The organism is Corynebacterium vitaeruminis DSM 20294, from assembly GCF_000550805.1.
Taxonomy (GTDB): Bacteria; Actinomycetota; Actinomycetes; order Mycobacteriales; family Mycobacteriaceae; genus Corynebacterium; species Corynebacterium vitaeruminis.
In genome coordinates, this window is the sequence record NZ_CP004353.1 from 2647002 (window position 1) to 2673549 (window position 26548).

Genomic DNA, 26548 nt, shown 5'->3' on the forward strand with positions numbered 1-26548 from the left:
ATTACGCCCACAGCGAAATGGGTGATTTCCCTGATGCGCTAGGAAATTGGCGTGACTATGGTGAGGGGTATGAGCAACCCTTTTCAGCCTGACTACCGGATTAGCGATGCGGAGCGTCGCCAAGCGATGGAAGACCTTGGCGCGCACTTCGCCGCGGGTCGGCTGGACATGAGCACCTACGAGCAGCGGATCGACCAGGTCGCCTCGGCGACCATGCGTTCTGAGATCTCGTACCTCTTCGACGATCTGCCTGCGGCTGGTCTGGTGGCTCCCACCTTGGCGTCGACAAGCATTGCAGGAGAACCGACCTATACGGCCTCGGAGATCGATCGGGTGCGCCGGGAGGGGCAACGCACCCGGGCGGGGATTCTGGGGGTGACCACCGTCGGCTGCTTCATCGCGCTGGCCACGGGCGGCCCGTCGGTGGGCGTCGTAATGTTCCTCATCCCGCTGGTGTGGCTGCTGCTGTACGTGATGAAGGTGGGGCCCGACTCGTGGTACATGCCCTCGCGCGCGAAGCTCGAGCGCGAGCGGTTGCGGCAGGTCCGGATGCTCGAGGCCCAGCACACCCAGGCGATTCGCCTGGCCCACGCCGAGCAGCTCGCCCATCAAAAGGCCCTGAGGCAGCAGCGCCAGAACGAACTGGCGTCCACGGCCATGGAGTTCGCGGACGAGGCCCTGAAAAAGCTCCGGCGCCGACGCTAACGGGACGTCCGGGCGGCGCTGTGGTCACACCTTTGTGAGGGAAACTATTGAATTCTCCGCAATGCGCGAGAAGGATTTTTGAAATAGGTTCTCTGTTCATCTGCTGCGCTCTCCCGCCGACTCGCGCACGTGAGGTTGCGCGGGGAGCTCAGGCACTACCCGAAAGGTAGCCCCATGAAGCTCCGCCGCTACGCAACCAGCCTCCTCGGCGCCCTCGCGCTCGTCGCCGCAGGATGGAGCGCCCCCGCGACCGGCGCCGAGTCCAACAACCTCGTCATTTTCGGCGACTCGGTAGCCGCCGACCCGCCGCTCGGCGCGTACCTGGCTGGCAGCTCCGCCGACCGGCTCGGGCTCAACACGACTGGCCTGCGCAGCTGCCCGCGCAGCGACTCGAGCTACGGCGTGCAGGCCGCCCATCTGCTCGGGCTCGAGGCGAGCGATTACTCCTGCTCCGGCATGTCCGCGATCTCCAAGGACCCGGCGGTCCCGCAGTTTTCGCAGCAGGTCGACGCCGCGCAGTCGGACGGTTCCCTGAGCGCGCGCACCCAGCGCGTGGTCATCACCGCCGGGTTCAACGACACTTACAGTCAAAACTCCCTCGCCGACGACCAGGCCGTCGGCAATTACGTCGGGGCGATGATTCCGCAGATCCAGCGTATCCGCGCCGCCGCGCCCAACGCGCGCATCCAGCTGGTCGGCTACCCCACGATCACCGCGAACAGCGACGTCTGCCTCGGTCACCTGTTCCCGAACTCCTCCGTCTCGGTCCCCGCCGGCATAGTCGAGCGATTCGAGAATGAGGCCGAGTCCATGGGCGCGCAGCTCGCGGCGTCGACAGGTGTCGAGTTCCTGAGCCTCAAGCAGGCCACCGCGGGCAACGGCATGTGCGCCAGCGACGCCGACCGTTACTGGACGAGCATCATCGACTTCACTGGTGGCCCCGCGCACCTGCCGATCCACCTCAACGCCAGAGGCCACGCAGCCGTCGCGAACGCGATTGCTGCAAGCTAGTTCCTGCCCGGGATAGCGGTCGGTGGCTATTGCCGTCGGCAAGCTGCTGTGCAAGAAGCTTGTCAACGCGTCACCGCGCCGCGCCTTCGTTGCATAGCGGGCACGCACGTATTGGGGAGCGCTTCTGTTGCAAGCGTTAAAAAAGTGGCAACATATACCGGGTGAGTAAAAAAGAAGCCACCCCCAGCCAGAGCGCGCCGAAGAAGAAGCAGCGCCGCATCTTCGATCAGTCGGAGAAGATGAAGGACGTCCTGTACGAAATTCGCGGGCCGGTGGCGGCGGAGGCCGAGCGCCTTGAGCTTGACGGCCACCGCATCCTCAAGCTCAACACCGGCAACCCGGCGATCTTCGGGTTCGAGGCGCCGGATGTGATCATGCGCGACATGATCGCCGCGCTGCCGACCTCCCAGGGATACTCCACCTCCAAGGGCATCATCCCGGCGCGCCGCGCGATCGTGACCCGATACGAGGTGATCCCGGGCTTCCCGTCTTTCGACGTCGAGGACGTCTACATCGGCAACGGCGTCTCCGAGCTCATCACCATGACGATGCAGGCGCTGCTCAACGACGGCGACGAGGTGCTCATCCCCGCGCCCGACTACCCGCTGTGGACCGCAGCGACGTCGCTGGCCGGCGGCAAGCCGGTGCACTACCTGTGCGACGAGGACAACAAGTGGTTCCCGGACATCGAGGACATTAAGGCAAAGGTCTCGGATAAGACCAAGGCCATCGTCATCATCAACCCGAACAACCCCACGGGCGCGGTGTACTCGAAGGAGATCCTGCAGCAAATCGTCGACATCGCCCGCGAGCACGACCTGCTCATCCTGGCCGACGAGATCTACGACCGCATCCTTTACGACGGTGCCGTGCACACCTCCATCGCGACGCTCGCACCCGATCTGCTGTGCATCACCTACAACGGCCTGTCCAAGGCCTACCGAGTCTGCGGCTACCGCGCCGGTTGGATGGTCGTGACCGGCCCGAAGCAGTACGCAAAGGGCTTCATCGAGGGCCTCGACCTGCTCTCAGGCACCCGTCTGTGCCCGAACGTTCCGGGGCAGCACGCCATTCAGGTCGCCCTCGGCGGGCGGCAGTCCATCTACGACCTCACCGCCGAGTCCGGGCGCCTACACAAGCAGCGCGACGCCGCGTGGGAGGGCCTCAACGCCATCCCAGGTGTCAGCTGCGTGAAGCCGATGGGCGCGCTGTACGCCTTCCCGAAGCTCGACCTCAATTACTACGACATCCACGACGACACGCAGCTCATGCTCGACCTGCTGCGCGCGGAGAAGATCCTCCTCGTCCAGGGCACGGGATTCAACTGGCCAAAGCCCGACCACTTCCGAGTAGTATTCCTGCCATGGGCTTCTGAGCTGAAGGAAGCAATCGAAAGGCTGGGCAACTTCCTGTCCGGCTACAAGCAGTAAGCGAATCGCTGCATCCTTGCGGGTGTCCTCCGTGGGCTCCATGTGAGACGGCTTCACTTGAGACGACTCCTCTAGGCCGGCGATTGCTTCGCCGACTAGAGGAGTTCGTGCTTTGGGACGACATAGCGCACCGGGGAAGCGCCGGGCTAGCGACCAACCGGGGCCTAGCTACCAGGGGCTACAGGGAACTTCGGGGGAGCCGGAAGTCGTTGCAACGACTTCAAACGGTGGTTCTGAAGGCATCGATGGTGACGGGAGTATCCGGCTGTGGCGCAAAGCGTTGGCAGCGTTGCTCATCGTTGGCGCGATCGTCACCGCGGTAGGCGTTGGCCTTTTGTGGCCAAGCAGAGAGGAGCCCAACGTCTCGCCGGAGTTCTACACCTCCTTCTCGCTCGGCCAGCACCAAGTAGACGGCCAGGTCGTCACCATGACGCCCGGCGCGTGCACTGCGGCCGAGCTCGGCAAGACCTTCGACGACGCCCCGCGCGTGGTCCCAGGCTCCGACTCCACCTGCACCTGGGTCATCACCCAGATCGACTCCGGCGACAACGCTGGCAAGCGCACCCTGCTCATCAACTCCGGCCAGGTGGGCGAGCCCGAGCTCAAGGTCGGCGAGAAGATCCGCCTCGTGGAGGCAGCCGACGCGGACGGGTCGCTCAACTACTCCTTCGGCGACTACCAGCGCACCACCCCGCTCCTCGCGTGGCTGATCCTCATCGCGGTGGCCATCATCCTATTCGCCGCGTGGCGAGGGTTCAGGGCGCTCATCGGACTTTTCGTCACGATGGTAGTCGTTGCAATATTCTTCCTTCCCGCCATCCTTCACGGCGCCTCGCCGCTGCTCATCGCGGTCTTCGGCGGTGCCTTGATCCTCTACCTCGTGCTGTTTCTGGTGCACGGCTGGAACTGGAAGACCGCCTCCGCGCTCGGCGGCACCCTCATCGCGCTGTGTTTCTCGGCGGTGCTGGCGCATTTCGCCATCGCGCAGAACCAATTGCGAGGGCTTGGCGACGACAACAACCTCCACATCATCTTGTACCTACCCGACGTGTCGGTCACGGGACTCATGCTCTGCGGCTTCATCATCGGTGCCTTGGGCGTGCTCAACGACGTCGCGATCTCCCAAGCCTCCACCGTCAACGAGCTCTCCGAGCTGGATCCGCAAGCCTCCCCCTGGCGGCTGTTCCTCTCCGCCATGGATGTTGGCCGCGACCACATCTCATCGATGGTTTACACCCTTGTCTTGAGCTACACAGGCGCGTCGTTGCCGCTGTTGCTGCTGCTGAGCCTATCCAATCGCCCCATCACGCAGACGCTCTCGAGCGACATCATGTCCACCGAGCTGCTGCGCTCCGGCATCGGCGCGCTGGCGCTGACCCTCGCGGTCCCGATCACAACGATGATCGCTGCATTTACGGTCCCTAACCGCGAAGCAAAGTCGACGCAATGACCATCGAGGTACGCCCTGCAACGAGTTTCGACGACGTCGCGCTTCTCCTTGGCCCGAAGAAGCCCACCTCCAACGTGTGTTTCTGCCTGTCGTACCGCTTGGGATCCAAGGAGAACAATGCGCTGCGTGGCCCCGCGCGCGCAGAGAAGGTCCGGGAGCTTTGCAACCTCGACATCCCACCCGGGGTCATCGCTTACCTCGACGGCGAGCCGGTTGGCTGGGCGGCGGTGCAGCCTCGCCGCGACACGAGCTTCGCGCGAAGTCGTCGCATCCCGCGCATCGACGACCGCGACCCGTGGTGCGTCTGGTGCTTCCGCGTGCGCCCCGGCCACCGCAAGCAGGGCATCATGCACCCACTGCTCGAAGGCGCCGTCGACTTCGCGCGCTCACGCGGCGCGGAGGTCATTGAAGGATACCCGGTCGACAACGACGGCCAGCGCATCGATACAACGATGGCCTACGTCGGTTCGCGTTCGCTTTTCGACGCCCATGGTTTCCGCCTCGCCTCCCCCACCACCTCCATGCTGGGCGGCTTCCCGCGGGTGATCATGCGCAAGGAGTTGGCCTAGCCCCCATACGGCCGAAGGCCTGCCGGTGTCCACGGCAGGCCTTCTTGGCGTTTTCCTTCTTCTTGTCCGGTATCCTCGTTGCCCGGCCACGCAACATGAGATGTTGTTGCAGCTGTTCCGGGGACATCTTCCATACCGAGCGATCGTGTCGCTTCGCCATCTCCTTGGATCACCTCCTTCGTCCAAGGAGCAAGCTTACAGGCTGCGGCCCAGCGCCTTGTAGGTCCATCCGGCGTCCATCCACGCCTTCGCGTCGAGAACGTTGCGCCCATCGATGATGACCGCGTTGCGCACGAGCTTCGCCACCTCGGCGGGATCGAGGTCGACGAACTCGCGCCACTCGGTCGCCAGCACCACAAGGTCGGCGCCTTGCAACGCTTCCTTCGCGCTGGCTGCGTAGTTGAGGGTCGGAAAGATCGCGCGGGCGTTGTCCATTGCCTGCGGATCGTAGACAGTGGTTTGGGCGCCCTGCAGCGACAACTGGCCCGCAACGTTGAGCGCCGGGGAGTCGCGAACGTCGTCGGAGTTGGGCTTGAAGGCGCAGCCCAGCACGGTCACGGACTTGCCGATGAGCGAGCCGCCCGCGGCCTTCTTCGCGAGCTGGACCATGTGCTCGCGGCGGCGCATGTTGATTGCATCGACTTCGCGGAGGAACGTCAGCGCCTCGTTGGCGCCGAGCTCACCTGCGCGCGCCATAAAGGCGCGGATATCCTTGGGCAGGCAGCCGCCGCCGAAGCCCAGTCCGGCGCCGAGGAACTTCCGGCCGATGCGATCGTCGTAGCCGATGGCGTCGGCAAGCAGGGTGACATCCGCGCCGGCCGCCTCGCAGACCTCGCTGACCGCGTTGATGAAGGAGATCTTCGTGGCGAGGAAGGCGTTTGCAGCGACTTTGACGAGTTCCGCAGTGGCTAGGTCCGTCACGAGGAACGGCGTTCCGCCCTCGAGCGGGGTTGCATAGACTTCGCGGGCGACCGCCTCTGCTTGAGAGGCACCCGGGCGGACGCCGACGACGATGCGGTCGGGGGTGATGGTGTCGCGGACCGCGAAGCCCTCGCGCAGAAACTCCGGATTCCAGGCGATCTCTACGCTTGAGCCGGGCTTTACGAGGGAGTCGGCAAGTCGTTGCATCTCCTCCGCCGTGCCCACCGGCACCGTCGACTTTCCGAAGATGATGTGCTCACCCTCGAGCAAGGGAACGAGGGACTCGATCGCCGCACGCACGTAGCGCAGGTCGGCTGCATAGGAGCCCTTCTGCTGAGGGGTGCCCACACCGAGGAAGTGCACGTTGGCGAACGCGGCGGCGTCTTCGAAAGACGTGCTAAAGCGCAGCCTGCCCACCTCGCTGGTGCGCTGCAGAACCTCCGGCAGGCCCGGCTCGAAGAAGGGGACCTCACCCTTTGCCAGGGACTCGATCTTTTTCTCATCCACGTCCACGCCGAGCACCTCGTGGCCGAGCTCGGCCATGCAGGCGGCGTGGGTTGCACCGAGGTAGCCGGTGCCAATTACCGTCATTCGCATAAGTGTTAGGTCTACGTTTCAAAAATGAATATCGATGAAACGCGGGCTGAAATGCCCTACTTCCCACCTATAAGGGGGTGCGGTGGGCGTCGACAAGCTAAAAGCGCAGGCTAGCGGAAGTTGAGGTACGCCTTTGACGGCGTCGGTCCCCGCTGGCCCTGGTACTTGGAGCCGAGCGCGCCGGATCCGTACGGGGTCTCCGCAGGCGAGCTGAGCTTGAAGATCGCGAGCTGGCCTACCTTCATCCCCGGCCACAGGGTAATCGGCAGGTTGGCTACGTTCGACAGCTCGAGGGTGATGTAGCCGGAGAACCCCGGGTCGATGAACCCGGCGGTCGAGTGCGTGAGCAGGCCGAGTCGGCCGAGCGACGACTTGCCCTCGAGGCGGCCTGCAAGATGCGCGGGGAGGGTGAACTTCTCCAGCGTGGATCCGAGCACGAATTCGCCTGGGTGCAAGACGAAGGGCTCATCCTCGGCGACCTCGACGAGGCTGGTCAGCTCGTCTTGCTGCAACTTCGGATCGATGTGGGTGTACTTGGAGTTATTGAACACTCGGAAGAACCGATCCATGCGCACGTCGACGCTGGACGGCTGGATGAGCGCCGCATCGAAGGGCTCGATGATCAGCTCGCCGGAGTCGATGGAAGTACGGATGTCGCGATCAGATAAAAGCACGGTACCAAGTGTAGTAGTTGGGTCAGGGGCGCATCGACAAAGCGTTGCAACGACTTCGATTTCGCCGCCTGCCACCCGGTTCATTTTATTGCAGCGGCCGGTGCTATGATTGTCCACAGTCATTCTTCGGAACGACGGTGCCGATGTAGTTCAATGGTAGAACTCCTGCTTCCCAAGCAGGCAGCGCGGGTTCGATTCCCGTCATCGGCTCAAATTTTTTTCCGCCCCTCGGGGCGGCTTTTTGCTTTACGACGACTAAAGCGCGCGCCTTCCGCGCAAGGAAAACCCGCACCGGCTACTCAGGCTTGGTGCGGGTTTCGTGAGGTTTGCTGCGTCGCGGCTTACTTGCAAGTCACGATCGGCGACGGGTCGTAGACCGTGGTGGTGGTTTCGCGGGAAAGCTCGTTTCCGGAAAGGTCGCGGATGATGCGGGTATCAGAGGTGGTAAAGCCCTGGGCACCGGTGGACGGGGTACACGTGTCGCCGCTCAAGGTCATCGGCTGCGGGGCGGTGTAGTTCCAACGCCCACCGTTTTGCGACTCGACGTTGACTGCCTTCACACCCATGAGGGCGACCGAGATGTTCGAGCCGTCGAAGTTGGTGACGATGCGCACCGGGTACTGGGAGGTGTTCTTGAACTGCAAGTCGATGGCGCCCTCATAGACGGTGGCCTCGCGCCCAGCCGGATACCGGGAAATGTAGTAGGAGTGCGGGGTGTGCGCCACGTCCTCCATGCCGGCGAAGTAGGCGGCGTTATACAAAGTCGTTGCAAACTGCGAGATGCCGCCGCCGACTGCCTTGTCGGCGTGCCCGTTGAGGATGATGCCGGACTCAACGAATCCCTGCGCCGTACCGCGCGGGCCAGTGTACCCGTTCAGCGAGAAGGTATCGCCGGGGGCGACGATGGCACCGTTGACGATCTCCGCGACGCGGCGGATGTTCTCGCCAGAGGCCTCCGCGAATCCGCCGGTGGAGAACTCGCCGACGACCTCGTCAAAGGTCGCCTTCTCCGCCATGTCCGTCGTAAACGTTGCGGGCTCGTCGGTGTAGACCGCATCGAGCGTGCGCTGATCGGAGCTGAGGACTCGCCCGCTGAAGCCCTCCAGAGTCTTGTCCCAATCGATGGTGACGCCGTCCTGGCTCGGCGTTATCGACTTCGTGCCACCAGCGTAGGAAATCGTTGCATTCTGTTTCTTGGTCTCTGTGGCACCGAGGGCCTCATTCAGAATCGACCGCGCGGCGTCGGCGTTGACGTCGGTACGGAACTTGTCGCCGTCGGGGACGAAGCTGACCACCTCGGCCATCCGGTCGACGGGGATCACGCCGTCAACGCCGTCGCGGCCATGGACCGTAATCGGGGCGGACAGCGCCTTTGCGGCGTCGCCGTCTTGCACCGACTTGACCACCTTATCGCCCAGCGTCGGCTCGGTCACCTGTGCATCGACCTCGACCCCGCCCGGCTTGAGCCAGTCGGAGGTCACTGCGTCCTTGAGCTTCGTTGCATCGACTTGCTGCCCGTTCTTGGGCTGCGGGTCGACGTTGATGGTGCCGCCGTTGAGATTGACGCCTGCCTCCACCGCCGCCGGGCTCAGCTCGGTGCGAATGCGATCGAGCTGCGGCGCAAAGACCTGCTCATCGATGGTAGAGGCAGGTTCAATCTCATGGGTAGTAAAAAAGCTAGTCAGGCGAGTGATAGGGTTCGCCGATTGCTTGCCAGCGCCCGCAACCGTGGCCTCCCAATCGATGGCAACGCCAGCGTCTTGCGGCACGAAGGTAGAGCTCAGGTCGCCAGCACGCACGGTCACAGGCGTCGTCCCTGCCGCACCGAGCTCGGATTGCAGCTTGTCGACGGCTGCCGCCTGCTGCAGCCCCCCCGATTTCGACGCCTCCGACGGTCACGCCTCGAGGGACGGAGTCCCTGGACATGAAAAGGTCGGCACCGTATGCCACGCCGCCGATCACGGCAAGGCCTAGGACCGTGCCGCCTGCGATGCGGGCGGCCTTCTTGCCGCCGCGGGAGCGTTGCCCCTGTTTCGAATCTGAGCGAGTCACGGTTCCCAATTTAATAGAACATAAGCGCCAAACAACAAACGATGGTTCCCCGAGAGGGTACCTCTGGGCCAGTACTACGAGGTAGTTGAAGTTTTCATAATATTTTCGCCACGGAAACTGTCGGAAAGCTAGAGAATCGCGCTCATACTTTTCTCAGTCTTCTCAACGCGCGTGAGATAAATGAGGGTGCGGGGGCTTTAGCGTCGCTAAGCGAACTGCAACTTCACGCGGGCAACGCTGCGATCGAACTGCTCGCGGGGGTATTGGCCGCTATTGACCGCCGCGACGACCCCATCGATCGCTTCGTCGAGGCCGGCCGTGGAAATCCACAGCGCCTGGTCGGCGCCAGCCTCAAGTGCGGTGATCGCCGCCTGCTGCGGAGGCATGAGGTCGGAGACCGCTTTCATGCCGGACAGGTCATCGGTATAGACCACGCCATCGAATGGGCGCCCGCCCGGGTAGCTTCCCGAACGCAGCAACTGGTAGGCCGCCGGATTCAAGCTCGACGGGAGGTACTCGCCTAGGCCAGGTACGACCATGTGCCCCACCATCACGCCCGCACCCGTCACCGAGAGGGCCGTGTTGTACGGCACGAGATCGAATTGCTCGACATCTGCCAGCGGCGGGGTGACCACCTGACCGGTGTGCGAGTCCCCGCTCGCGCGGCCATGCCCTGGGAAGTGCTTGAACACCGGCTTGACCCCCGCGTCGAGCATCCCCTGCGCGAAGGACGCCGCATAGCTACCGGCCACGGCGGGATCGTCGGAGAAGGAACGGTCGCCGACGACGTCAAGGTTTGCACCATCGACATCGAGCACCGGTGCGAAGTTGACCGTGACCCCATGCTGTGCCAGCGAGGTACCCATGTCAAAGGCAATGCCCCGGACCTGGTCTGGACTCATCGTCTGCGCCATGACCTGCGGCGAGGGAAAGTTGCCGAGGATCTCGGGGAAGCGCAGCACGCGGCCGCCCTCGAAATCGATGCTGACCTGGAAGGGGTGGGCGACCTGTGCGCGCAATGTAGCGATGTCCCGCCCAGGCACGTTCAGCAACTCCGGGTTCGTGTCGGAGCCGATGAAGATGCCGCCAGCGCCCTGGTTCAGAGCCCACAGCGCGTCATCGAAGTCGCGCACACCGACCATCATGAGGCTCGCTGCCGCCGCGCGCACATCGACCGTCGGGGCGGGGGCCTCGGTGGTCGCGGAAGTCGTTGCATCCGAAGAGGCAGTGCTTGGGTAGCTCGCGGAGGTCGAAGTCTCCGCCGATTGCGCAGCCGACTGCGGCGAAGCGTCTTGAGAATTCGAGCACGCCGCGAGACCCAAGGCACTCACGCAGGCGAGCGCTAAGAGGGGACGCGCGAGGATTCTCATGGTTATCATCGTCTGCCTTTAGTTCATCGTTCAACCGCCGTGCTTTGTGTCCACGGCGCCTACGGTTCACACCCTATCGTCCGCGCGCCTTGTTCGTGAGGTCTTGGCATTTCGGCGAGGTGTAAAGTCGTTGCAATTTCTCTTCTAGGGTGTCTTCCGTTGGGTGCTTTGGTGGCGGTGCGCCTTTAGGCATGGAGACGCGTTTGCTAGTGTTGAGCGCATGGCATTCGAATCCGACTCTCTCAATCGCCGCAGCCTTGGCCCCGTCATCGCGAGCGGAGTCGTTGGAATCGCCTTGGGAGTCGTCGCAGTCGTGGGTGCATCGACATTTAGTGACCGAAACACCATCCCCACCTCCGATGCCGCCACCGCGGATCAGTCCCTTCTGGGCGACCCACAGTACGGCTCGCGCCAGTAAGAACGGGCCGTCTTGCCTGCGCAGCTCTCGCGCCTCGGCGTTATCGGCCGAAAGGGATCGCACTTCCTCCGCGGCAACGGTGCGGTGCACCTTCTCGGTTGGCTCGCTCTTTGTCTTATCTTTTTCTTGCAGTCTCCTGGGCTGACTGCCGCTGACACGAAGCTCGATCTCGTGGCGGACCCCACGAAGTTCCTGCATGATGCGCTCAGCGCCTACACTGACACGTTTACCCTCGGCCAGTTACAAAATCAGGCATACGGGTATCTCTTTCCACAGGGCTTCTTCTTTCTCCTAGCAGGCCCGCTCCCCGATTGGGTGGCGCAACGGCTGTGGTGGACACTCGTGTGCGGCATTGGGTTTTCCGGTTTTCTAGCGCTAAGCAGAAGGCTTGGGGTCGGCACGCCTGTTTTTCAAGTCGTTGCGGCATCCTTGTATGCACTGTCCCCGCATACACTCACGACGCTGGGTGCCATCAGCTCAGAGACGTGGCCGGCCATGCTTGCTCCGTGGATCCTGTTGCCTTTCTTGGGGCCGAAGGTCGGACGCGCGCAAGTCGCTGCATCGGTGATAGGCGTCGCATGTCTCGGCGCAGTGAATGCAACGGCGACGCTCGCGGCCTGCGTTCCCGCGGGCGTTGCGCTCCTGTTCTACCGGCGGTTCAAGGCGCTGGCCGCGTGGCTAGGCGGTTGCCTCCTCGTCAGCTCGTGGTGGATAGTCCCCCTCGTGGTGCTGGCTAGGTACTCCAGCCCGTTCACGGATTACATCGAGTCAGCAGGCGTTACCACCCGGTGGCTCAATCTCGCGGAGATCCTTCGAGGAACGACAAGCTGGGCACCGTTCGTGGACAGCGAACGCATCGCGGGCAATGCCTTGGTGACCAGCCCGTACTTTGTCGTCGCAACCCTCATCGTGGCTGGAGCGGGACTCGTCGGCCTCGGCAAGTCCTTCCCTAGGCATGCCTTTTTCGTGGCACTTTTAGGGATCGGCATCTTCATCCTCGGCGGGGCACACCTTGCAACGACTTTCCTCGACGGCACTGGGTCCGCCTTACGCAACGTGCACAAGTTCGATCTGTTGGTTCGACTCCCGCTTGCGGTGGGCCTTGCCGCACTAGGGCCGAGCATCGCCAGCATAGCGTCGGCAAGCAAGAAAGCAACCGCGGTGGCGCTTTGCATCGTTTTCGCAGTGGGTGCGACTGCGCCGGTGTTCAATCGGGTCTTACCGCAGGGCGCCTACCAGCAGATCCCGGACTATTGGAAGCAAGCGGCGGAGTTTATCAATGCAAACGCCGTCAACACTCGCACGCTGATCTTGCCGTCGAGTAGCTTCGCCCGGCAAACCTGGGGGTGGACCCGCGACGAACCTGCGCAGGCGCTTCTCGACGTTCCGTGGGCGGTGCGCGACGCCATCCCGCTGGTCGACCCCGAGGCCATCCGCGGTCTCGACGGGCTCACGGAGCGCCCCACCGAAGACAATCTCACGCGCATGGGCATCGGCGCGATCATCGTTCGCCACGATCTTTCCGGGAACGACGTCTCTACCGCGTCATACTTCCCCGAAGCGGACGTGCAAAGCTTCGGCGACGTCGACGTGGTGCTGCTCAATCCGAAGCTCAGCATGCTCATGACGCAGCAAGTCAACCTACCCACCGTGGCTGGTGGCGGCGAGATCCTTTCGCTTCTCGGCGCTGGCTCCTACCAACTCGTCGGCGGCGACGCGGACATCGTGACAGACACGCCGGCGCTCGTTGCCCGCAACTACGGCACGCTTGGTAGCGTCTCGGCGCCTTTGGCGTCGACAAGCGAAGGAAAAGACGTGCTCAACCCCGTCAAGGACTATCCCTCCGTGGGGCCCATGAGCGTCGTTTCGGAGGTCGGACATGTCTCCGCATCGTCCTCGGCCTCCGATGCAACAAGTTTCGGCGGCAGTGTACCGTCGGAGTCAATCACCGCGGCCGTCGACGGCAACGACCAGACCGCCTGGTATCCCACACCAGGAACGCAGCAGGGGCAATGGATCGAGGTCACGCCCGATCAGTTCCCGGCGCGCACCATCACCATCGAAACCACCGGGGACACCGTGGAACTCGAGGTATCGGCGGGCCAGGCGCATGTCTCTGCAGTCGCAGCGCCGCGCGAGCCCTTGACTCTGACGGTGCCCGGTGACGGTAACTCCCCCGTACGCATCACCCTCGGCGCATCGAAATACCGGGTGGGTATCTCGGAGGTATCCTTCGCCGAGGGAACCGTGAGCCGCGTTCTCACCGTGCCAGATACCTCCCCCAATGTCAGCGAATTCCTGTTCCAACGCGTGCTCAGCGGGGAAAAGGAGATCGTTCGCTCGTTTACCGCGCCGCGTGACATGACGGTGTCGGTCTCCCCCTCCGAGTGCTTCCGAGAGGTTCTCATCGATGACCACTCCTATCGGTGTGGGGATGACGTGCAGCTCGCACAAGGCCGGCACACGCTGCGAACTTTGGCGCAGTCCATCAAGCTCACCGTCCCCGGTTTTGCAGACGCGGGAACCCCCAACGACGTCCTCACGCTCGGCGATGACGGCCAGGTGAAAGTCGATGCAAGCGATCGTGACCGCTTGCTCGTCACTACCCGTTCCGTGAACTCGGGGTTGCGCGGGTACATCGAGACCAGTAGCGGCGAGGTTGCGCTCGAACCGCGCACCGTCAACGCTGGCTCCCAAGCGTTCGTCGTACCCGCAGGCACCTCGGGTTCCTTCCGCATGACCTTTGCTGGCAACCGCCCCTACAGGTGGGGGCTTCTTGTCGGCGCCGTCGTCGGCTTCCTCACCGTTGCTGTCTGCTTGCTGCTTGTCGACGCTACGCGACGCCGCCCCTCGGCAGAGGGAGAACTACATCCTGACTCCGGACCTGAAGAAGTCGTTGCATGGCTACTAGTAGCCCTCGGTTGCGTTGCAAGCATCGGCTGGCCCGCCGTCATCGTTGCACTCGCGATGTGGGCTATCCACCGTTTCACCATCATTCCTCGGGCGCTGATGACCTCGGCGCTGGCCGTGACTGCCGCGATGTGGCTTGCGCGTGCTCCGTGGCCCAGCGCCCACTACGCCGGCGGCTCGCTTCTGCTCGGATTGGTCTGCGCCGGGGCACTCCTTGGTGCCACGCTGCCGCGTGCTTGGCTCGCCCGCAATGCTGCAACGATTCCCGAAACCAGCGGCCCGGGCGCTCCTGCAGCGTGAGAAGCCCAACCTATGGTTGGACGCGCGAGAGGGCTTTTGGTTCCCATAGCCCTGCTGAGGCGCCGGAATTCTGTGGATAACTCCGGCTCCCAAAAAAGTTATCCACAGAAATTGGCCCTTTTTCCGAACCCCTCCTGACACGGCTTGCTTTCGGCGTTAGCGTCGCTAAGCGAAAGCACAGGAAGACGCAACGGCGCCTTCGAGACAAGCCAAAAGGAGACCGAAATGAGCACCGCCTTTTTCACCGCCACGAGCCAAGACTGCCTCCTCGCAGAGAACGAGACCACCCACAACCGACGGATTCTCGAGCGCTGGTGCCCGTTCATCAACGAGCGGCGAGCCGCTGGGATGACCCCGACGTCGATCGCCAAGGAGATCAAGCAGCGGGTAAGCAAATCGATGTCCAAAGTCAAGCCACTGGTCAACGCCCTTATCGAGTTCCAGCGACTTCCGAAGTCGCTGGCGGTGGCTATGGAGCTGGGCCACCTCGATCCCGACAGGATCGTCGCCATCGGCAACAAGCTGCGCGGCGTCGCCGACGAGGCCCTTGACGCCATCGATGAGGATTTCGCGCAGTATCTCAGGCCAACGCTCGCCGACGAGGCGCTCGTCCTTGCCCGGTCGATGGCCGATCACTTGGGGAAACTGATTCTGGAGCACGATCCAGGTAAGCGCGAGGGGCCGAAGGCGTCGGAAAGCAAGGGCAAGGTCCACGTCGATCCCGATCAGCGCTTTCGCTTCTCATTCTCGCTGCCGCCGGTCGAGGGCGCGGCCGCGTACGCGAACCTGCAGGCGTTTTGCAACAAGCATGGCTGTGGCATTGGCGAGGCATTTCAGCGGATAGTCGCGGGCGAGAAGCGCCCCAAAGCAGTGCTCAACGTGTACGCCTCACCAGAGGGCATCGCGTACCTTCCCGGTCCCGGTTGGCTTTCCGACGCTGACGCCCGCCGACTCCATCTGACGAAGAAGCAGGTGATCTCCGAGCTCATCACCACCCTGAAATACCAACCGAGAAAAGACATCCGGGCGTTTGTAAAGGGCCGTGACGGATCGTGCAGATTCCCCGGCTGCGACGTCGATGCCCTGCACTGCCAGCTCGATCACGCGGTGCCGCACGCGAAGGGAGGAGCGACGAGCGCGCGCAACCTGCACCTTCTGTGCCAGCACCATCACAACATGAAGACAAACGGCGAGGTGAGCGTGGTCCTAGGGCCAGACGGCACGGACACGTGGACGCTCGCCGACGGCTCGACCGCCGTCACCCTCCCCTCAGGCCCGCTGGCTGAGATAACGGACGATAGTTAGCTCGCCAACGGTCCGCCGGAGGTGTCGCCACGCAAGCGCTTGACGACATTCTCCGCGGAGATAAGGCACATCGGTACGCCCACGCCGGGCACGGTCGTGGCACCCGCGTAGTAGAGCCCGTCGACTTTGCGGGACTTATTGCGCCCTCGAAGGAAGGCCGACTGACGCAGCGTTTGGGCGGGGCCAATCGCCCCAGCCGACCACGCATTGTAACGGTCGGCGAAGTCTTCGGGACCGATGGTCTTTTTCACCACGATGCGTTCGCGCAGGTCATCGATCCCCGCCCACGCGGCGATCTGGTCGATCGCGGCGTCAGCGATGGCGGCCACCCGCGGTGACTCCTGCCTGTAGGCGCTTCCGAATCCCATGCTGGCATCCGCGGGAACGGGGATCAGGACGAAGAGGTTTTCGCATCCCTCGGGGGCTACATTTGGATCCGTTGCAGAGGGTTTAGAAATGTAGATCGACTCCGAGGCGCCCAGCGGCCGCCGCGGCTCCGGACCCTCGTAGACGGCCTTGAAGTCGGGATCCCAGTCCTTCGAGAACAACAAGGTATGGTGCAGAAGCTGCGGTAGCGTTCCTTTGACACCGAGGAGGACTAAGACCGACGACAATCCTGGTTCCCGGCTGGCAAAGTAGTGTTCTGGATAGCTGCGAAGCTTTGCTGGTAGAAGGGCGGTCTCGGTGTGGTGCAGGTCGGCCGCGGAGACGACGATATCAGCGAGGATGAGTTGTTCCTCCCCAGCCTGGTTGACCACTCGCACGCCGACCGCTTTGCTGCGCTGGCGGCTTGGAGCGGTCTCAATTGCACTTACGTTGGTGTTCATCACGAAGGACGCACCAACTTGGCGTGCTTGCTTCTCTATTGCTCGAATGAGCCCCGTAAAACCACCTTGCGGATATCGGACTCCCTCCACCAGGTCGGTGTGGCTCATGAGCTGGTAGAGTGCCGGGGCTTTGCTCGGCTGCGAGGAGAGGAACACCGCTGGATACTGGAGGATCTGCCGCAGACGGAAATCGGTAAATTGCTCGTCCACTTCGCTCTTGAGGCTCCGGGTCAGCAGCCGAGCTAGCAGGCGCAGCCGCTGGCGCACGTCCCTAGTCACCATCGTGCGGGGATCGCTAAACGTGGTGTAGAGGAAGGACGCGAGGGAAATCCGATACACGTCGCTGGCCTGATCGAGGTACGCACGAACGGCTGCGCCAGCGCCGGGTTCGATCGACTCAAACAATGCAACGACTTTATCCACACCAGTTTCGACGTCAACGAAACTCCGGTCGTTTGGCCCCGAGTACACGCGGTAGGCGGGACTGAGATCCTTAAGCTCCAGCTCGTCCTCTGTGCTCGTTCCGCACAGCTCGAAGAAATGGTCGAATGCTTCGGGCATAAGGTACCAGCTGGGGCCAGTGTCGAAGCGGAAGCCGTCGACCTCGAGGTTGCCGGCCCGACCGCCGACCTCTTCGTTCTTCTCGACGACCACCACCTCGTAGCCTTCTCGCCCGAGCAGAGCAGCTGTTGCAAGGCCTGCAACACCTGCCCCGATGACCACGGCACGCTGACCGTGTCCGATGCCCATTGACACCATCGTTCTCCGTTTCTATCTGTGTGCCGCGGCCCTTGCCAGGATCATTAGCTTCTTGTTGCGCGGCACCCGTACTCGGGAGGTCAGGACCTCGCTGGCGGGAAGAGCATCGATGCGGTCGGTAAGCTCCGTAAACAGGTCTGCTGCGGCTTGGACTCCCCAGCGCGCATCTACGGGCAACTCGGGGATCACCTGGTAGGCGCAGCCCAGATCCTCCCTAATGTCTTGTACGATGTCCGCCTTGGTGGCGTCGTCAAGCGATCTGCCTCGCAGACCGGGGAAATACGTTCTTCCCAGCTGCGAGGTGTCCTCGGCGATGTCGCGGAGGAAGTTGACCTTCTGGAAGGCTGCTCCCAGCCGGCGCGCCCCCTCATCGAGGCGCCGCCGCTTTTCGGGCGTGAGCTTGTCACCTGCGACGAAGATGCTCACGCACAAGAGCCCGATGACCTCGGCGGATCCGTAGACGTACTCCTCGAATTCCTCCGCATCGTAGGTGTTCTGTCGCAGATCCCTACGCATCGATGCGAAAAAGGCCTTGATGTGCTCCGGGTCGAAGGTGCAGCGCCTCGCGGTCATCGCGTACGCGTGAAGGATCGGGTCGGTATGGAAGCGCAGTTGCGGGGCCGCGAGGACCGCGCGCTCGTACTCGTTCAGCAAAGATGCAGCCTGCTCTCTATCGTCGCCCGCCGCCTTCGCGGTGCCGTCGACGATCTCGTCGGCGATGCGCACCATCGCGTAAAGGTTGCTGACATCGGTGCGGATTCGACCGCGCAGGAGCCTCGTTGCAAGCGAGAAGCTTGTGGAGTAACTGGTGATCACCGCGCGCGCCGCCTCGCAGGCCATGGCATCGAATCGTTGCAGGTAGTTCGCGTTGCCGTGGCTTAGCTTGCCACGCCGTGGCTTGAACATGTTCACCTGCTTCGATCGGTCCGGCTTCGTCTCCACTAGCTTATTCCGTCTAGGCCCGAATTCATGAACCCTCCACCCGCTTGCGCCCCACCGTAGGCGTCGAAAAGCAGTCGCTTAGCGACGCCTACGGCCGCGATCATTCACCCACGCACGCGCGGGCGCCTCGATCCACTCGTAGCTGGCCGCTGCAACCGCAATGCTGACGACAATCGTCAGCGCCGCCACACCGACGAAGTCCCCGAGCTCACCGCTAAAGAGATGCACCCCGGACAACGGGATGACGAAGGTGAGCACCGGCAGGTGCCACAGGAACACCGAGTACGACCACGTGCCCACCCGCACCGCTGGGCGCGATGCGAGCACCCCCTGTGTACGCCCCAGCGCGTAGGGCAGCAACAAGACGGCGGCGAACACGGTGCCGCCCACGACTCGTCGCACGAACGCCGCGGGCCCCGGGTGTTCGAGCCCTAACGGCCCGAACCACTCCTGCCCCGCGACCCAGCACACGATAAGCGCCACGGGCCATGCAACGACTCTCGTCCAGTTCGGCAGGAGAATTTCGCCTTCAAACTCCGCAGCGATGAGTCCGACCACAAACCACGGCAGATAGCTGGGCGGGAAGATCTGGAAGTTCACCCCCGGTTCCGGCCAAGGCATCCCCGCCCACACGAGCCCGAGCCCGCCGAGCAGCACGAACACACCCACCCGTGCCCGGCGCGATCGCAGCCGCCTGACAAGCAGGAAGATCCCCGGCAGCGCGACGTAGAAGGCGACCTCCACGCACAGCGACCACAGGTGGGTCAGCCCGCCCGCAAGGAAGTCAGGGAAGTAGATCTGCGTAAACGTCAGCGTCGACAAGCTTTCTAACGGCGAGGTACCAAAAGCGGCCGGGACGAGCGCGAGGACGACGAGGACGACGACCCAGTACGCGGGAAGGATGCGTGCCGCGCGGCGCAGGTAGTAGCCGTCGAGGCGGAAACCGCGCCACAGCAGAAACGCCGAGAGCGCGAAGAAAATTGCAACGAAGTAGTCGAAGCGCGCGACGATGGCGCCGAGCACTGAGTGCTGCGACAATCCGGTCTGGAAACCAACGTGCGTGAGCAAGACCCCAGTGGCCGCAACCCCGCGCAGCCCCTCCAACTGGGGAAGGAAGCGCCGTGGGTACGATGGAGACACAATCTGCCTTTTGTGTAGTCGTTGCAATCGGTGCCCGCGCGATCCCGCGCGGATGCCGCGAACCGCAGGGGGCTCAAACTAGGGAAAGTCTAGCTGAAGAAGGGGCAGTGCCAGGTGCGCAGCAAGTCAGTGTGGGTTCACCGCAGCGCGATTATCGCTGCATTCGTCGTGCTCGCGCTCTCCTCCCTGATACCTGCGATCGTGTTGCAGGGAATCAAGCCGATCCCGGTCAACACGAGCCGGACGGTGTCCACCGAGCCCGCGGCGACCAAGCTCTACGATCCGCAGGCCAGCTGCCCAGAGGGGTCGCCGCGCAGCTGTTACGTCGTGGACACCTTCTCCAGCCTGCAGCGCACGCTGCAGACCAGCGCTTCGGAGAAGCGAGACGAGGTCAATCTCGCGGTCAACGAGGAGCTCGTGCGCACCTCCGCCCCCGATGCAACGACTTCGTCGACTGAATCGGCTGATGCGTCGAACACCGCGCCGGGCAACCAAACCGACGCAGAAAAACTCATCAGCGTCGACGACTCGCTGCGACTCATCCGTCACTCGACCTACCCGGTCGTCGACACGGTCTCCCACCTTTCGCTCACCGCCCCGAGCTTGGGCGTGGATATCTCCACCGGCGACTTCGCCCGCGGCGGTTTGCAGTACTTCTTCCCCTTCGAGACCGAGCGCCGCTCGTACCAGTACTTCGATGTCATCGCGCAGCAATCGGCGCCATTGGATTACGTCGGTCTGGAGGGCGAGACCTACGTCTTTACCCAGAAGATCCCGGCGGTGAGCCTGCGCGAGGCCGTGACCCGCTCTTTTACCCACCCGACCGACCTGTCGGACGAACCAGGCGCCCAGTCGAGCCAGTCTGATCTCAGCGATGAGGAGCGCCAGCGCGTCGACAAGCTGCAAGTAACCGGGCCTGCGTCCGAGTTCTATCCGGCAAGCGACACCGCGCCGACAGGCACGGTCGTCCTCGACCCCTACTATGCAGCGACTCGCACGCTGTGGGTCGAGCCGAAGTCGGGCACCATCGTCAACCAGGTCGAGGACATGTTCGTCTTCCTTGCCCGTAACCAGCAGGAGGCCGATGACACCGTGGCCGCGGGCAGCGACGACTACCGCACCCTATTGCAGACCTCGCTGGCCTGGGATAACGAAACCCGCGAGACGGCGTGGGCGCAAGCACGCCCGGTGGTAAGCACGCTGTATTACCTCAAGCTGTCGGCGTTCTTGGCCCGCGTGCTCGCCGGCATCTTGCTCGTCTACGGGCTGGTACGGTTCAACCGCGTCCGCAAGTCCTAGCGCTATGCACCGCCAGCAGCTCCCGCTCGTCGCGCTCGGCACTGCACTAGTCGTTGCATTGCTCTGGGCGTTGGCGTTCCCCGGCGTTTTAGGTCTGCGCGACATGGTCGTGCTCGATCACCCAGCCTTGTCGACGTCTGCCTTCGGCTTCGGAGCAACGCCCGCCCGCAATGCCCCGCAGGACGGGGCGCTCGCATTAGTGGGACTCGTTCTCCCGGCGTCCTGGGTCGCGCGGTTGGCGCTAGTCGGCGCGGCTACTGCATGCGCTGTGTTCTCCGCGCGATTTGGTGCAACGACGTGGCAGAAAGCCGCGGCAATGACCATCGGGGTGTACAACCCGTTCGTCATCGAGAGGCTGCTGCAAGGACAGTGGTCCCTCGCGATGGCGGCGTGGATGCTTCCGGTCATCGCGGCTCTGGGCTCCCGATGGAGGGGACAGTCTCTGGCGCTGTGGGTGGCAAGCCTTACTCCCACCGGACTTATCTTGGGGATTGCCGTCGCGCTGTGGACGTCTGGGCGTCGCTGGGTCACCCTGCTGGTGGGGTTCGTGTTCTCGCTTCCGTGGCTGGTGCCGAGCCTCGTCGCCCCACCCCAGGCCGTGGGAACCAGCGCCTTCATCGCCCGGGCCGAGGCGGGCGTTGGCACCCTCGGCTCGCTGCTGGGGCTCGGCGGCATGTGGAACGCCGAGGCGGTGCCCGCCTCGCGGGAATCTGGCTTCGCCTGGCTGGGCGTGATCTTGTTTGCGCTGCTTTTTGCGTATGCCCCACGCCGCCTCCAAGTCCTTGCAATGCTGGGGCTTGGTCTAACGCTGCTGTTGACCTTCGGTCCCACCGATGCCATCGTCGCCCACGTTCCCGGCGCTGCGCTGTTTCGCGACTCCCACAAAGTCGTTGCATTGATGATCCCGGCCTTGGTCGCGGGTGCGGGCCGCGTCGGCGGCGCCACCTCCTACGCACGTCCTCTCGCAGCGCTCGCCATCGTCTTGTCCCTCGGTCAGATCCCCGATGCGCCTGCCGCACTCGCCGCGCTGAAGCCCGTGTCCGCAGGTCCGTGGCGCGAGCTCCCCGGCCGCACACTCATCACCGACGGCCAGAGTATCGTGCGCTATGAGGGCAAGGTCATGGTCAATCCCTGGCTCAAGGCGACTGACACCATCGACTCGGGGGTTCTCGTCGTCGATGGCGGTGCAACGGAAACCCCCAATCCCGAGTACCTAGAGGCCATGGCGGCGTGGCGAAGCGGCGATAAGGAATCCTTGCAACGACTTGGAATTGGGACCGTCATCGAAAACGGCAAGGAAACCACGATCGATGTAACCGCCGCTACCGTGCGAGGGAGTGCTTGGTGGGCAGGACTTGCTTTGAGCTCGCTGTGGTTGTTGAGTGGCGTCGCCTTGCTCGTCGCTGTCGCCACTCGGCGGCGCTAACGCCGGGCAAGTCGTTGCAACAACTCCTCGAACCTAGCCCCGGTGTCCTCCCACGAAAACTCCGCGGCGCGAAGCTTTGCTGCAGATCCTAGGCGCTGCCTCGCTTTAGCGTCGGCAAGCAATGCAACGACTTTTTCGCGCATCTCCTCGGGGCTATCGACGAGCAACCCCGTCTCCCCATCGCGCACCGAGTCGTTGAGCCCGCCCGAGGAGCGGTAGCCAATGGTGGGCACGCCATGCTGCGCCGCCTCAATGACCGCGAGCCCCCAGCCCTCCTTGCGCGAAGGCATGAGGTGCAATGCAGCGACCTCCAGCAGCGCGTGCTTGTGATCCTCGGCGACCTGGCCGTGGAAGACGACCTTCTTTGTTGCGCCGACTTCTGCCGCGTACTCGCGCAGCCGATCCTCCCACCAGCCCGAGCCGATGATGTCGAGGACCACCCCGTCGAGGTCGCGGACCACGTCGATGGCGTGCTCGATCTGCTTGTGCGGCACGAGCCGCGACAGGGTTACCAGGTGGGTGAGCCCATCGTCGGCAAGTCGCGGCACGTAGGTCGGCGGCGCATCGACCCCGTTGCGGATGATCGTGATGTCTTTATCGCGCACGCCCAGACGGACGAGCTCCTGCTTACTCGGCTCGGAGACGGTGACGTATGGCGCCCCGCGGTAGGCCCGCGGCGAGACCTTCGACTCCAGCCACCAGCCCAGCCTCGCTAGGAAGGGGCCGGCCACCGGCCACTGCTCCCTGTGGCAGTGGTGGGTAAGCAGCACTGTCGGCCGCCCGGAAAACCACCGCGCGAAGAACGGGATGCCGTTTTGCGTATCCACCACCACGTCGACCCCCGCGAGAGTGCCTAGGTGTAGCCTCCCGGCGAGCATCGCCAGCGCGGCCTTGGGATACACGGTGAGCTTGCCGCCGCTGCGGGAATATCGCACCCCCTCGCGCATGCTGCGTCGCGGCGCATCGGTGTAGCTCGCGGTACGGTAAACCACCTCGTGGCCCTGCCGAACAAGGTGCTCTGCAACGCGTTCGAGGTAGCGCTCGCTGCCACCGCCTTGGGGGTGGGTCGTGTCGCGCCAGCAGAGCAGAAGAACCTTCATCAGGTAGCCAGCCTATCTTTCCCCCGCTGGCAGGTACAATTCACAACCTATGACCTCCCTTGCCCGCACCGCGCGATTTTCCACGCTCCGGCGATCGTTGTCCCTGCTCGCGAGCTTCCGCCACGAGCAGCCGCACCCGGAGATCTTCTACTCGGGCCTAGCAAGGGACACGCGCGAGCTCATTGAGCATTTGCTTGCCGACGCTTCGCTGGGGGCCTTGCAGGACAAGCGCGTCCTCGATGTCGGCGGGGGTCCCGGCTACTTCGCCACGGAGTTTTCCTCCCGCGGGGCCTACCTCGTCAGCCTCGAGCCGGATGTCGGGGAGATGTCGGCCGCAGGCATCGCGCTGAGCACGAGCATCCGCGGGGACGGGATGAACCTCCCGCTTTGCAGCGACAGCTTCGACGTCACCTACTCCTCCAACGTCGCCGAGCACGTGCCGGATCCGTGGCGCATGGGCGAGGAGATGCTGCGCGTGACCAAGCCCGGGGGGCTGGCGATCCTCAGCTACACGATCTGGCTGGGCCCCTTCGGCGGCCACGAGACCGGGCTGTGGCAGCACTACGTGTCGGGGGGCTTTGCGAGGGATCGCTACCAGCGCAAGCACGGCCACCCGCCGAAGAACGTGTTCGGCACCTCGCTGTTCGACGTCTCCTGCGCCGAGGGCATCGCGTGGGCGCAGAAAGTCGCTGCACGCGGCGACGCGGAAGTCGTTGCATTGATTCCGCGCTACCACCCGTGGTGGGCGTGGTGGATGGTGAGGGTGCCTGTGCTGCGGGAGTTCTTGGTCAGCAACCTCGTCATCGTCCTGCGCAAGCAGGGATAAAAAGTCGTTGCAACGAAATGCCGGCGGTGCTTAGCACCGCCGGCATTTCGTCCGGAGTATGAGAGATTACGCCTGTGCGTCCTCAACACGCTTGCGCAGCGCTGCGAACTGCTCGTGCACCTCGGCCGGAACCTTCGGGCCCAGGAACTCGAGGTAGTTGGCGTTGTCTTCCATATCGCCAGCCCACTGCTCGGCGGGGGCGGTGAGAGCCTCGCGGACGTCCTCCAGCGGGGTGTCCAGGCCCTCGAGGTCGAGGTCCTCGGCGCGGGCGGTCATGCCGGCGACGGTTGCCTCGGCATCGACGTTGCCCTCGATGCGGTCGACGATCCACTTGAGAACGCGGGAGTTGTCGCCGAAGCCCGGCCACAGGAAGCGGCCGTCGTCGCCGCGGCGGAACCAGTTGACCAGGAAGATCGGCGGCATCTTGTCGCCACCCTTGTTGCCCATGTCGATCCAGTGCTGCAGGTAGTCACCGGCGTTGTAGCCGATGAACGGCAGCATAGCCATCGGGTCGTGGCGCAGGGCGCCGACCTTGCCCTCGGCTGCAGCGGTCTGGCCGGAGGACAACAGGGCGCCGACCATGGTGCCGTGGTTCCAGTCGAAGGTCTGGGTGACCAGCGGGACGGTGTCGGGGCGGCGGCCACCGAAGAGGATCGCGTCGACCTTGACGCCGTGCCAGTCGTCGAACTCGGGTGCCGCGGTCGGGCACTGGGTCAGCGGCACGCAGTAGCGGGAGTTCGGGTGTGCGGCGTCGGTGCCGGACTCCGGGGTCCAGTCGTTGCCGTGCCAGTCGACGAGGTGAGCCGGGGCGTCGCCGTCCATGCCCTCCCACCAGATGTCGCCGTCGTCGGTGAGCGCGACGTTGGTGAACAGGGTGTTGCCCGGCTCCATGGTGCGCATGGCCATCGGGTTGGAGGCGTAGTTGGTGCCCGGTGCGACGCCGAAGAAGCCGTTCTCCGGGTTGACGGCGTAGAGGCCGTCCTCGCGCAGGTGCAGCCACGCGATGTCGTCGCCGACGACCTCGCACTTCCAGCCCGGGATGGTCGGGGTGAGCATCGCGAGGTTGGTCTTGCCGCAGGCGGACGGGAAGGCGGCGGTCATGTGGTAGACCTTGCCCTCCGGCGAGGTCAGCTTCAGGATGAGCATGTGCTCAGCCATCCAGCCCTCTTCCTTCGCCATGACGGAAGCGATGCGCAGGGCGTAGCACTTCTTGGCGAGGATGGCGTTTCCGCCGTAGCCGGAACCGTAGGACCAGATCTCCTTGGTCTCCGGGAACTGGGTGATGTACTTGGTGTCGTTGCACGGCCATGCGACGTCCTCCTGGCCCGGCTCCAGCGGCGCGCCGACGGAGTGCAGGCAGTGGACGAAGTTGCCGTCCTTGCCGATCTTGGCCAGGGCCTCGGAGCCCATGCGGGTCATGATGCGCATGGAGAGGACGACGTAGGCGGAGTCGGTCAGCTGGACGCCGAGCTTGGGCTCCGGGTCGCTGATCGGGCCCATGCAGAAGGGCACCACGTACATGGTGCGGCCGCGCATGGAGCCGCGGTAGGCCTCGGTCATCTCGGCCTTCATCTCGACCGGATCGGCCCAGTTGTTGGTGGGGCCTGCGCCTTCCTTGGTCTCGGAGCAGATGAAGGTGCGCGACTCGACGCGGGCGACGTCGGACGGGTTGGAGCGAGCGAGGAAGCTGTTGGGGCGCTTCTCCTCGTTCAGGCGGATCAGGGTGCCAGCCTCGACGAGCTCGCTGGTCAGTCGGTCCCACTCTTCCTGAGAGCCATCAGCGAAAACGACCTTTTCCGGCTGGAAGAGCTCGACGCTTTCAGCGATCCAATTCAGCAGTGCTTCGTTTTCGGTTGGGGCTGCACCTACGAGTCCCTTGATGGCCACGTTGGACATCGAATCTCCTGACATATGTTCACGTGTCTATTAGTGGGTGATTACACCAATCACAGTAGCTTTAAGCGCCCCCCAAATGAACCGCCTTTTGGAGACTCACGTCACAAAAACTTCCTACCTGCACGTTACCCCCATTGCGATTGGCGCCACACCGGGATTTTTCACATCCGTTTCAGGACTTTCTTCCCACTTTCGGGGGTAAAATTTTCGGATTGTGAGTTCCCTAACGGAATTGTGAATTCCCGTTTGCGCAATCGATTGCTGACACGTCAGGGCCATTAATTGCGCGCACCGCGCAGCTAAATTGATCTAGTTCCCACCGTTCACCCAATAAATGTGGCTTTCCCCACCCGTTTTATGGGTTTGCTCCCCCGTCATTGGTGCTCCACCACCCCTCCAGTCGGTCGCCAGGAGCCTCGGTCATACCCGGTTCCGCACCCGCCCAGGCATCGAGCTCGGCGGCGGCGATGAATCGCTCGTCCACGGATCCGTCCGCGCCGATGAGCGAGACGCGGTCGACGATCCCGTCGGCGTTGTCGTCGTGCGCCACAACGATCCCGTCGTTGCCGAAATACGTCCCCGGCTCCAGCCCCTCGTACCAGTCCCCCATGCGCCCTCCCT

21 protein-coding genes, 1 tRNA gene and 1 pseudogene are annotated in these 26548 nt (G+C 63.7%); 12 read left to right on the plus strand and 11 right to left on the minus strand.

From position 1 onward, the window contains the following. Positions 1-69: 69 nt before the first annotated feature. The 5 genes from B843_RS11990 to B843_RS12010 all read left to right on the plus strand — a co-directional run bounded on the left by B843_RS11990 (position 70) and on the right by B843_RS12010 (position 5165). A complete protein-coding gene (locus B843_RS11990; protein WP_025253735.1) occupies positions 70-705 on the plus strand; it encodes a DUF1707 SHOCT-like domain-containing protein in 636 nt (211 codons plus the stop codon). 174 nt (positions 706-879) lie between these two features. After that, positions 880-1716 (plus strand): GDSL-type esterase/lipase family protein, encoded by an 837-nt coding sequence (locus B843_RS11995; protein WP_025253736.1) that lies wholly within the window; start codon positions 880-882, stop codon positions 1714-1716. Between the two features lie 161 nt (positions 1717-1877). Continuing rightward, positions 1878-3146 (plus strand): pyridoxal phosphate-dependent aminotransferase, encoded by a 1269-nt coding sequence (locus tag B843_RS12000; protein WP_025253737.1) that lies wholly within the window; start codon positions 1878-1880, stop codon positions 3144-3146. Between the two features lie 112 nt (positions 3147-3258). Next, complete coding sequence (locus B843_RS12005) at positions 3259-4596, plus strand: YibE/F family protein (protein WP_404825197.1); 1338 nt, start codon at positions 3259-3261, stop codon at positions 4594-4596. Next, complete coding sequence (locus B843_RS12010; RefSeq protein ID WP_025253739.1) at positions 4593-5165, plus strand: GNAT family N-acetyltransferase; 573 nt, start codon at positions 4593-4595, stop codon at positions 5163-5165. The genes B843_RS12005 and B843_RS12010 overlap by 4 nt, the downstream gene beginning before the upstream one ends. Here the strand turns inward: B843_RS12010 and B843_RS14135 are convergent. The 3 genes from B843_RS14135 to dcd all read right to left on the minus strand — a co-directional run bounded on the left by B843_RS14135 (position 5143) and on the right by dcd (position 7357). Then, positions 5143-5325, minus strand: coding sequence for a DEAD/DEAH box helicase (locus B843_RS14135; protein WP_081751587.1), 183 nt, complete (start codon positions 5323-5325; stop codon positions 5143-5145). The two genes, B843_RS12010 and B843_RS14135, sit on opposite strands and share 23 nt — an antisense overlap. Before the next feature lie 35 nt (positions 5326-5360). Then, positions 5361-6683 carry a UDP-glucose dehydrogenase family protein gene (locus B843_RS12015; RefSeq protein ID WP_025253740.1) on the minus strand — a complete coding sequence of 441 codons (1323 nt, stop codon included), beginning with the start codon at positions 6681-6683 and terminating at the stop codon, positions 5361-5363. Between the two features lie 110 nt (positions 6684-6793). Further along, the gene (gene dcd / locus B843_RS12020; RefSeq protein WP_025253741.1) at positions 6794-7357 is read right to left on the minus strand and encodes a dCTP deaminase; all 564 of its coding nucleotides are present in this window, start codon (positions 7355-7357) and stop codon (positions 6794-6796) included. A gap of 139 nt (positions 7358-7496) precedes the next feature. On the opposite strand from dcd, the gene B843_RS12025 reads away from it, so the two are divergent. Next, positions 7497-7567, plus strand: a tRNA-Gly gene (locus B843_RS12025). 131 nt (positions 7568-7698) lie between these two features. Here B843_RS12025 and B843_RS12030 read toward each other — a convergent pair. Continuing rightward, a pseudogene (locus B843_RS12030) lies at positions 7699-9283 on the minus strand (VanW family protein). A 332-nt stretch (positions 9284-9615) separates the two neighbouring features. Continuing rightward, entirely contained in the window at positions 9616-10788 is a 1173-nt protein-coding gene (locus B843_RS12035) for a glycoside hydrolase family 3 N-terminal domain-containing protein (protein WP_025253742.1), read from the minus strand. Positions 10789-10999: 211 nt separating this feature from the next. Between B843_RS12035 and B843_RS12040 the strand changes: the two genes are divergently transcribed. From B843_RS12040 to B843_RS13330, 3 genes are all read left to right on the plus strand, one after another. Further along, on the plus strand, positions 11000-11197 hold the full coding sequence (locus B843_RS12040; RefSeq protein WP_025253743.1) for a DUF2613 domain-containing protein: 198 nt from the start codon (positions 11000-11002) through the stop codon (positions 11195-11197). Positions 11198-11281: 84 nt separating this feature from the next. Further along, on the plus strand, positions 11282-14407 hold the full coding sequence (locus B843_RS12045; RefSeq protein ID WP_244877376.1) for an alpha-(1->3)-arabinofuranosyltransferase domain-containing protein: 3126 nt from the start codon (positions 11282-11284) through the stop codon (positions 14405-14407). Between the two features lie 225 nt (positions 14408-14632). Then, positions 14633-15712, plus strand: coding sequence for an HNH endonuclease signature motif containing protein (locus tag B843_RS13330; RefSeq protein WP_025253745.1), 1080 nt, complete (start codon positions 14633-14635; stop codon positions 15710-15712). Here the strand turns inward: B843_RS13330 and crtI are convergent. From crtI to B843_RS12065, 3 genes are all read right to left on the minus strand, one after another. Then, the gene (gene crtI, locus B843_RS12055) at positions 15709-17289 is read right to left on the minus strand and encodes a phytoene desaturase family protein (protein ID WP_025253746.1); all 1581 of its coding nucleotides are present in this window, start codon (positions 17287-17289) and stop codon (positions 15709-15711) included. The two genes, B843_RS13330 and crtI, sit on opposite strands and share 4 nt — an antisense overlap. A gap of 21 nt (positions 17290-17310) precedes the next feature. Then, positions 17311-18204: a phytoene/squalene synthase family protein gene (locus B843_RS12060; RefSeq protein WP_051483596.1), complete on the minus strand. Its 894-nt coding sequence runs from the start codon at positions 18202-18204 to the stop codon at positions 17311-17313. Between the two features lie 114 nt (positions 18205-18318). Beyond that, the gene (locus B843_RS12065) at positions 18319-19380 is read right to left on the minus strand and encodes an acyltransferase family protein (protein ID WP_025253748.1); all 1062 of its coding nucleotides are present in this window, start codon (positions 19378-19380) and stop codon (positions 18319-18321) included. Positions 19381-19494: 114 nt separating this feature from the next. On the opposite strand from B843_RS12065, the gene B843_RS12070 reads away from it, so the two are divergent. Continuing rightward, entirely contained in the window at positions 19495-20679 is a 1185-nt protein-coding gene (locus B843_RS12070) for a DUF3068 domain-containing protein (protein ID WP_025253749.1), read from the plus strand. Between the two features lie 4 nt (positions 20680-20683). Then, positions 20684-22105: a hypothetical protein gene (locus B843_RS12075; RefSeq protein WP_025253750.1), complete on the plus strand. Its 1422-nt coding sequence runs from the start codon at positions 20684-20686 to the stop codon at positions 22103-22105. Here B843_RS12075 and B843_RS12080 read toward each other — a convergent pair. Next, positions 22102-23205: a glycosyltransferase family 4 protein gene (locus tag B843_RS12080; protein WP_025253751.1), complete on the minus strand. Its 1104-nt coding sequence runs from the start codon at positions 23203-23205 to the stop codon at positions 22102-22104. The two genes, B843_RS12075 and B843_RS12080, sit on opposite strands and share 4 nt — an antisense overlap. 49 nt (positions 23206-23254) lie before the next feature. Between B843_RS12080 and B843_RS12085 the strand changes: the two genes are divergently transcribed. Next, positions 23255-24031, plus strand: coding sequence for a class I SAM-dependent methyltransferase (locus tag B843_RS12085; RefSeq protein ID WP_025253752.1), 777 nt, complete (start codon positions 23255-23257; stop codon positions 24029-24031). A gap of 66 nt (positions 24032-24097) precedes the next feature. On the opposite strand, the gene B843_RS12090 is transcribed toward B843_RS12085, so the two are convergent. Both B843_RS12090 and B843_RS12095 read right to left on the minus strand, forming a co-directional pair. Beyond that, positions 24098-25927, minus strand: a complete 1830-nt coding sequence (locus tag B843_RS12090) for a phosphoenolpyruvate carboxykinase (GTP) (RefSeq protein ID WP_025253753.1) — start codon at positions 25925-25927, stop codon at positions 24098-24100. Positions 25928-26282: 355 nt separating this feature from the next. After that, positions 26283-26537 (minus strand): hypothetical protein, encoded by a 255-nt coding sequence (locus B843_RS12095; protein ID WP_025253754.1) that lies wholly within the window; start codon positions 26535-26537, stop codon positions 26283-26285. Positions 26538-26548 lie beyond the last annotated feature (11 nt).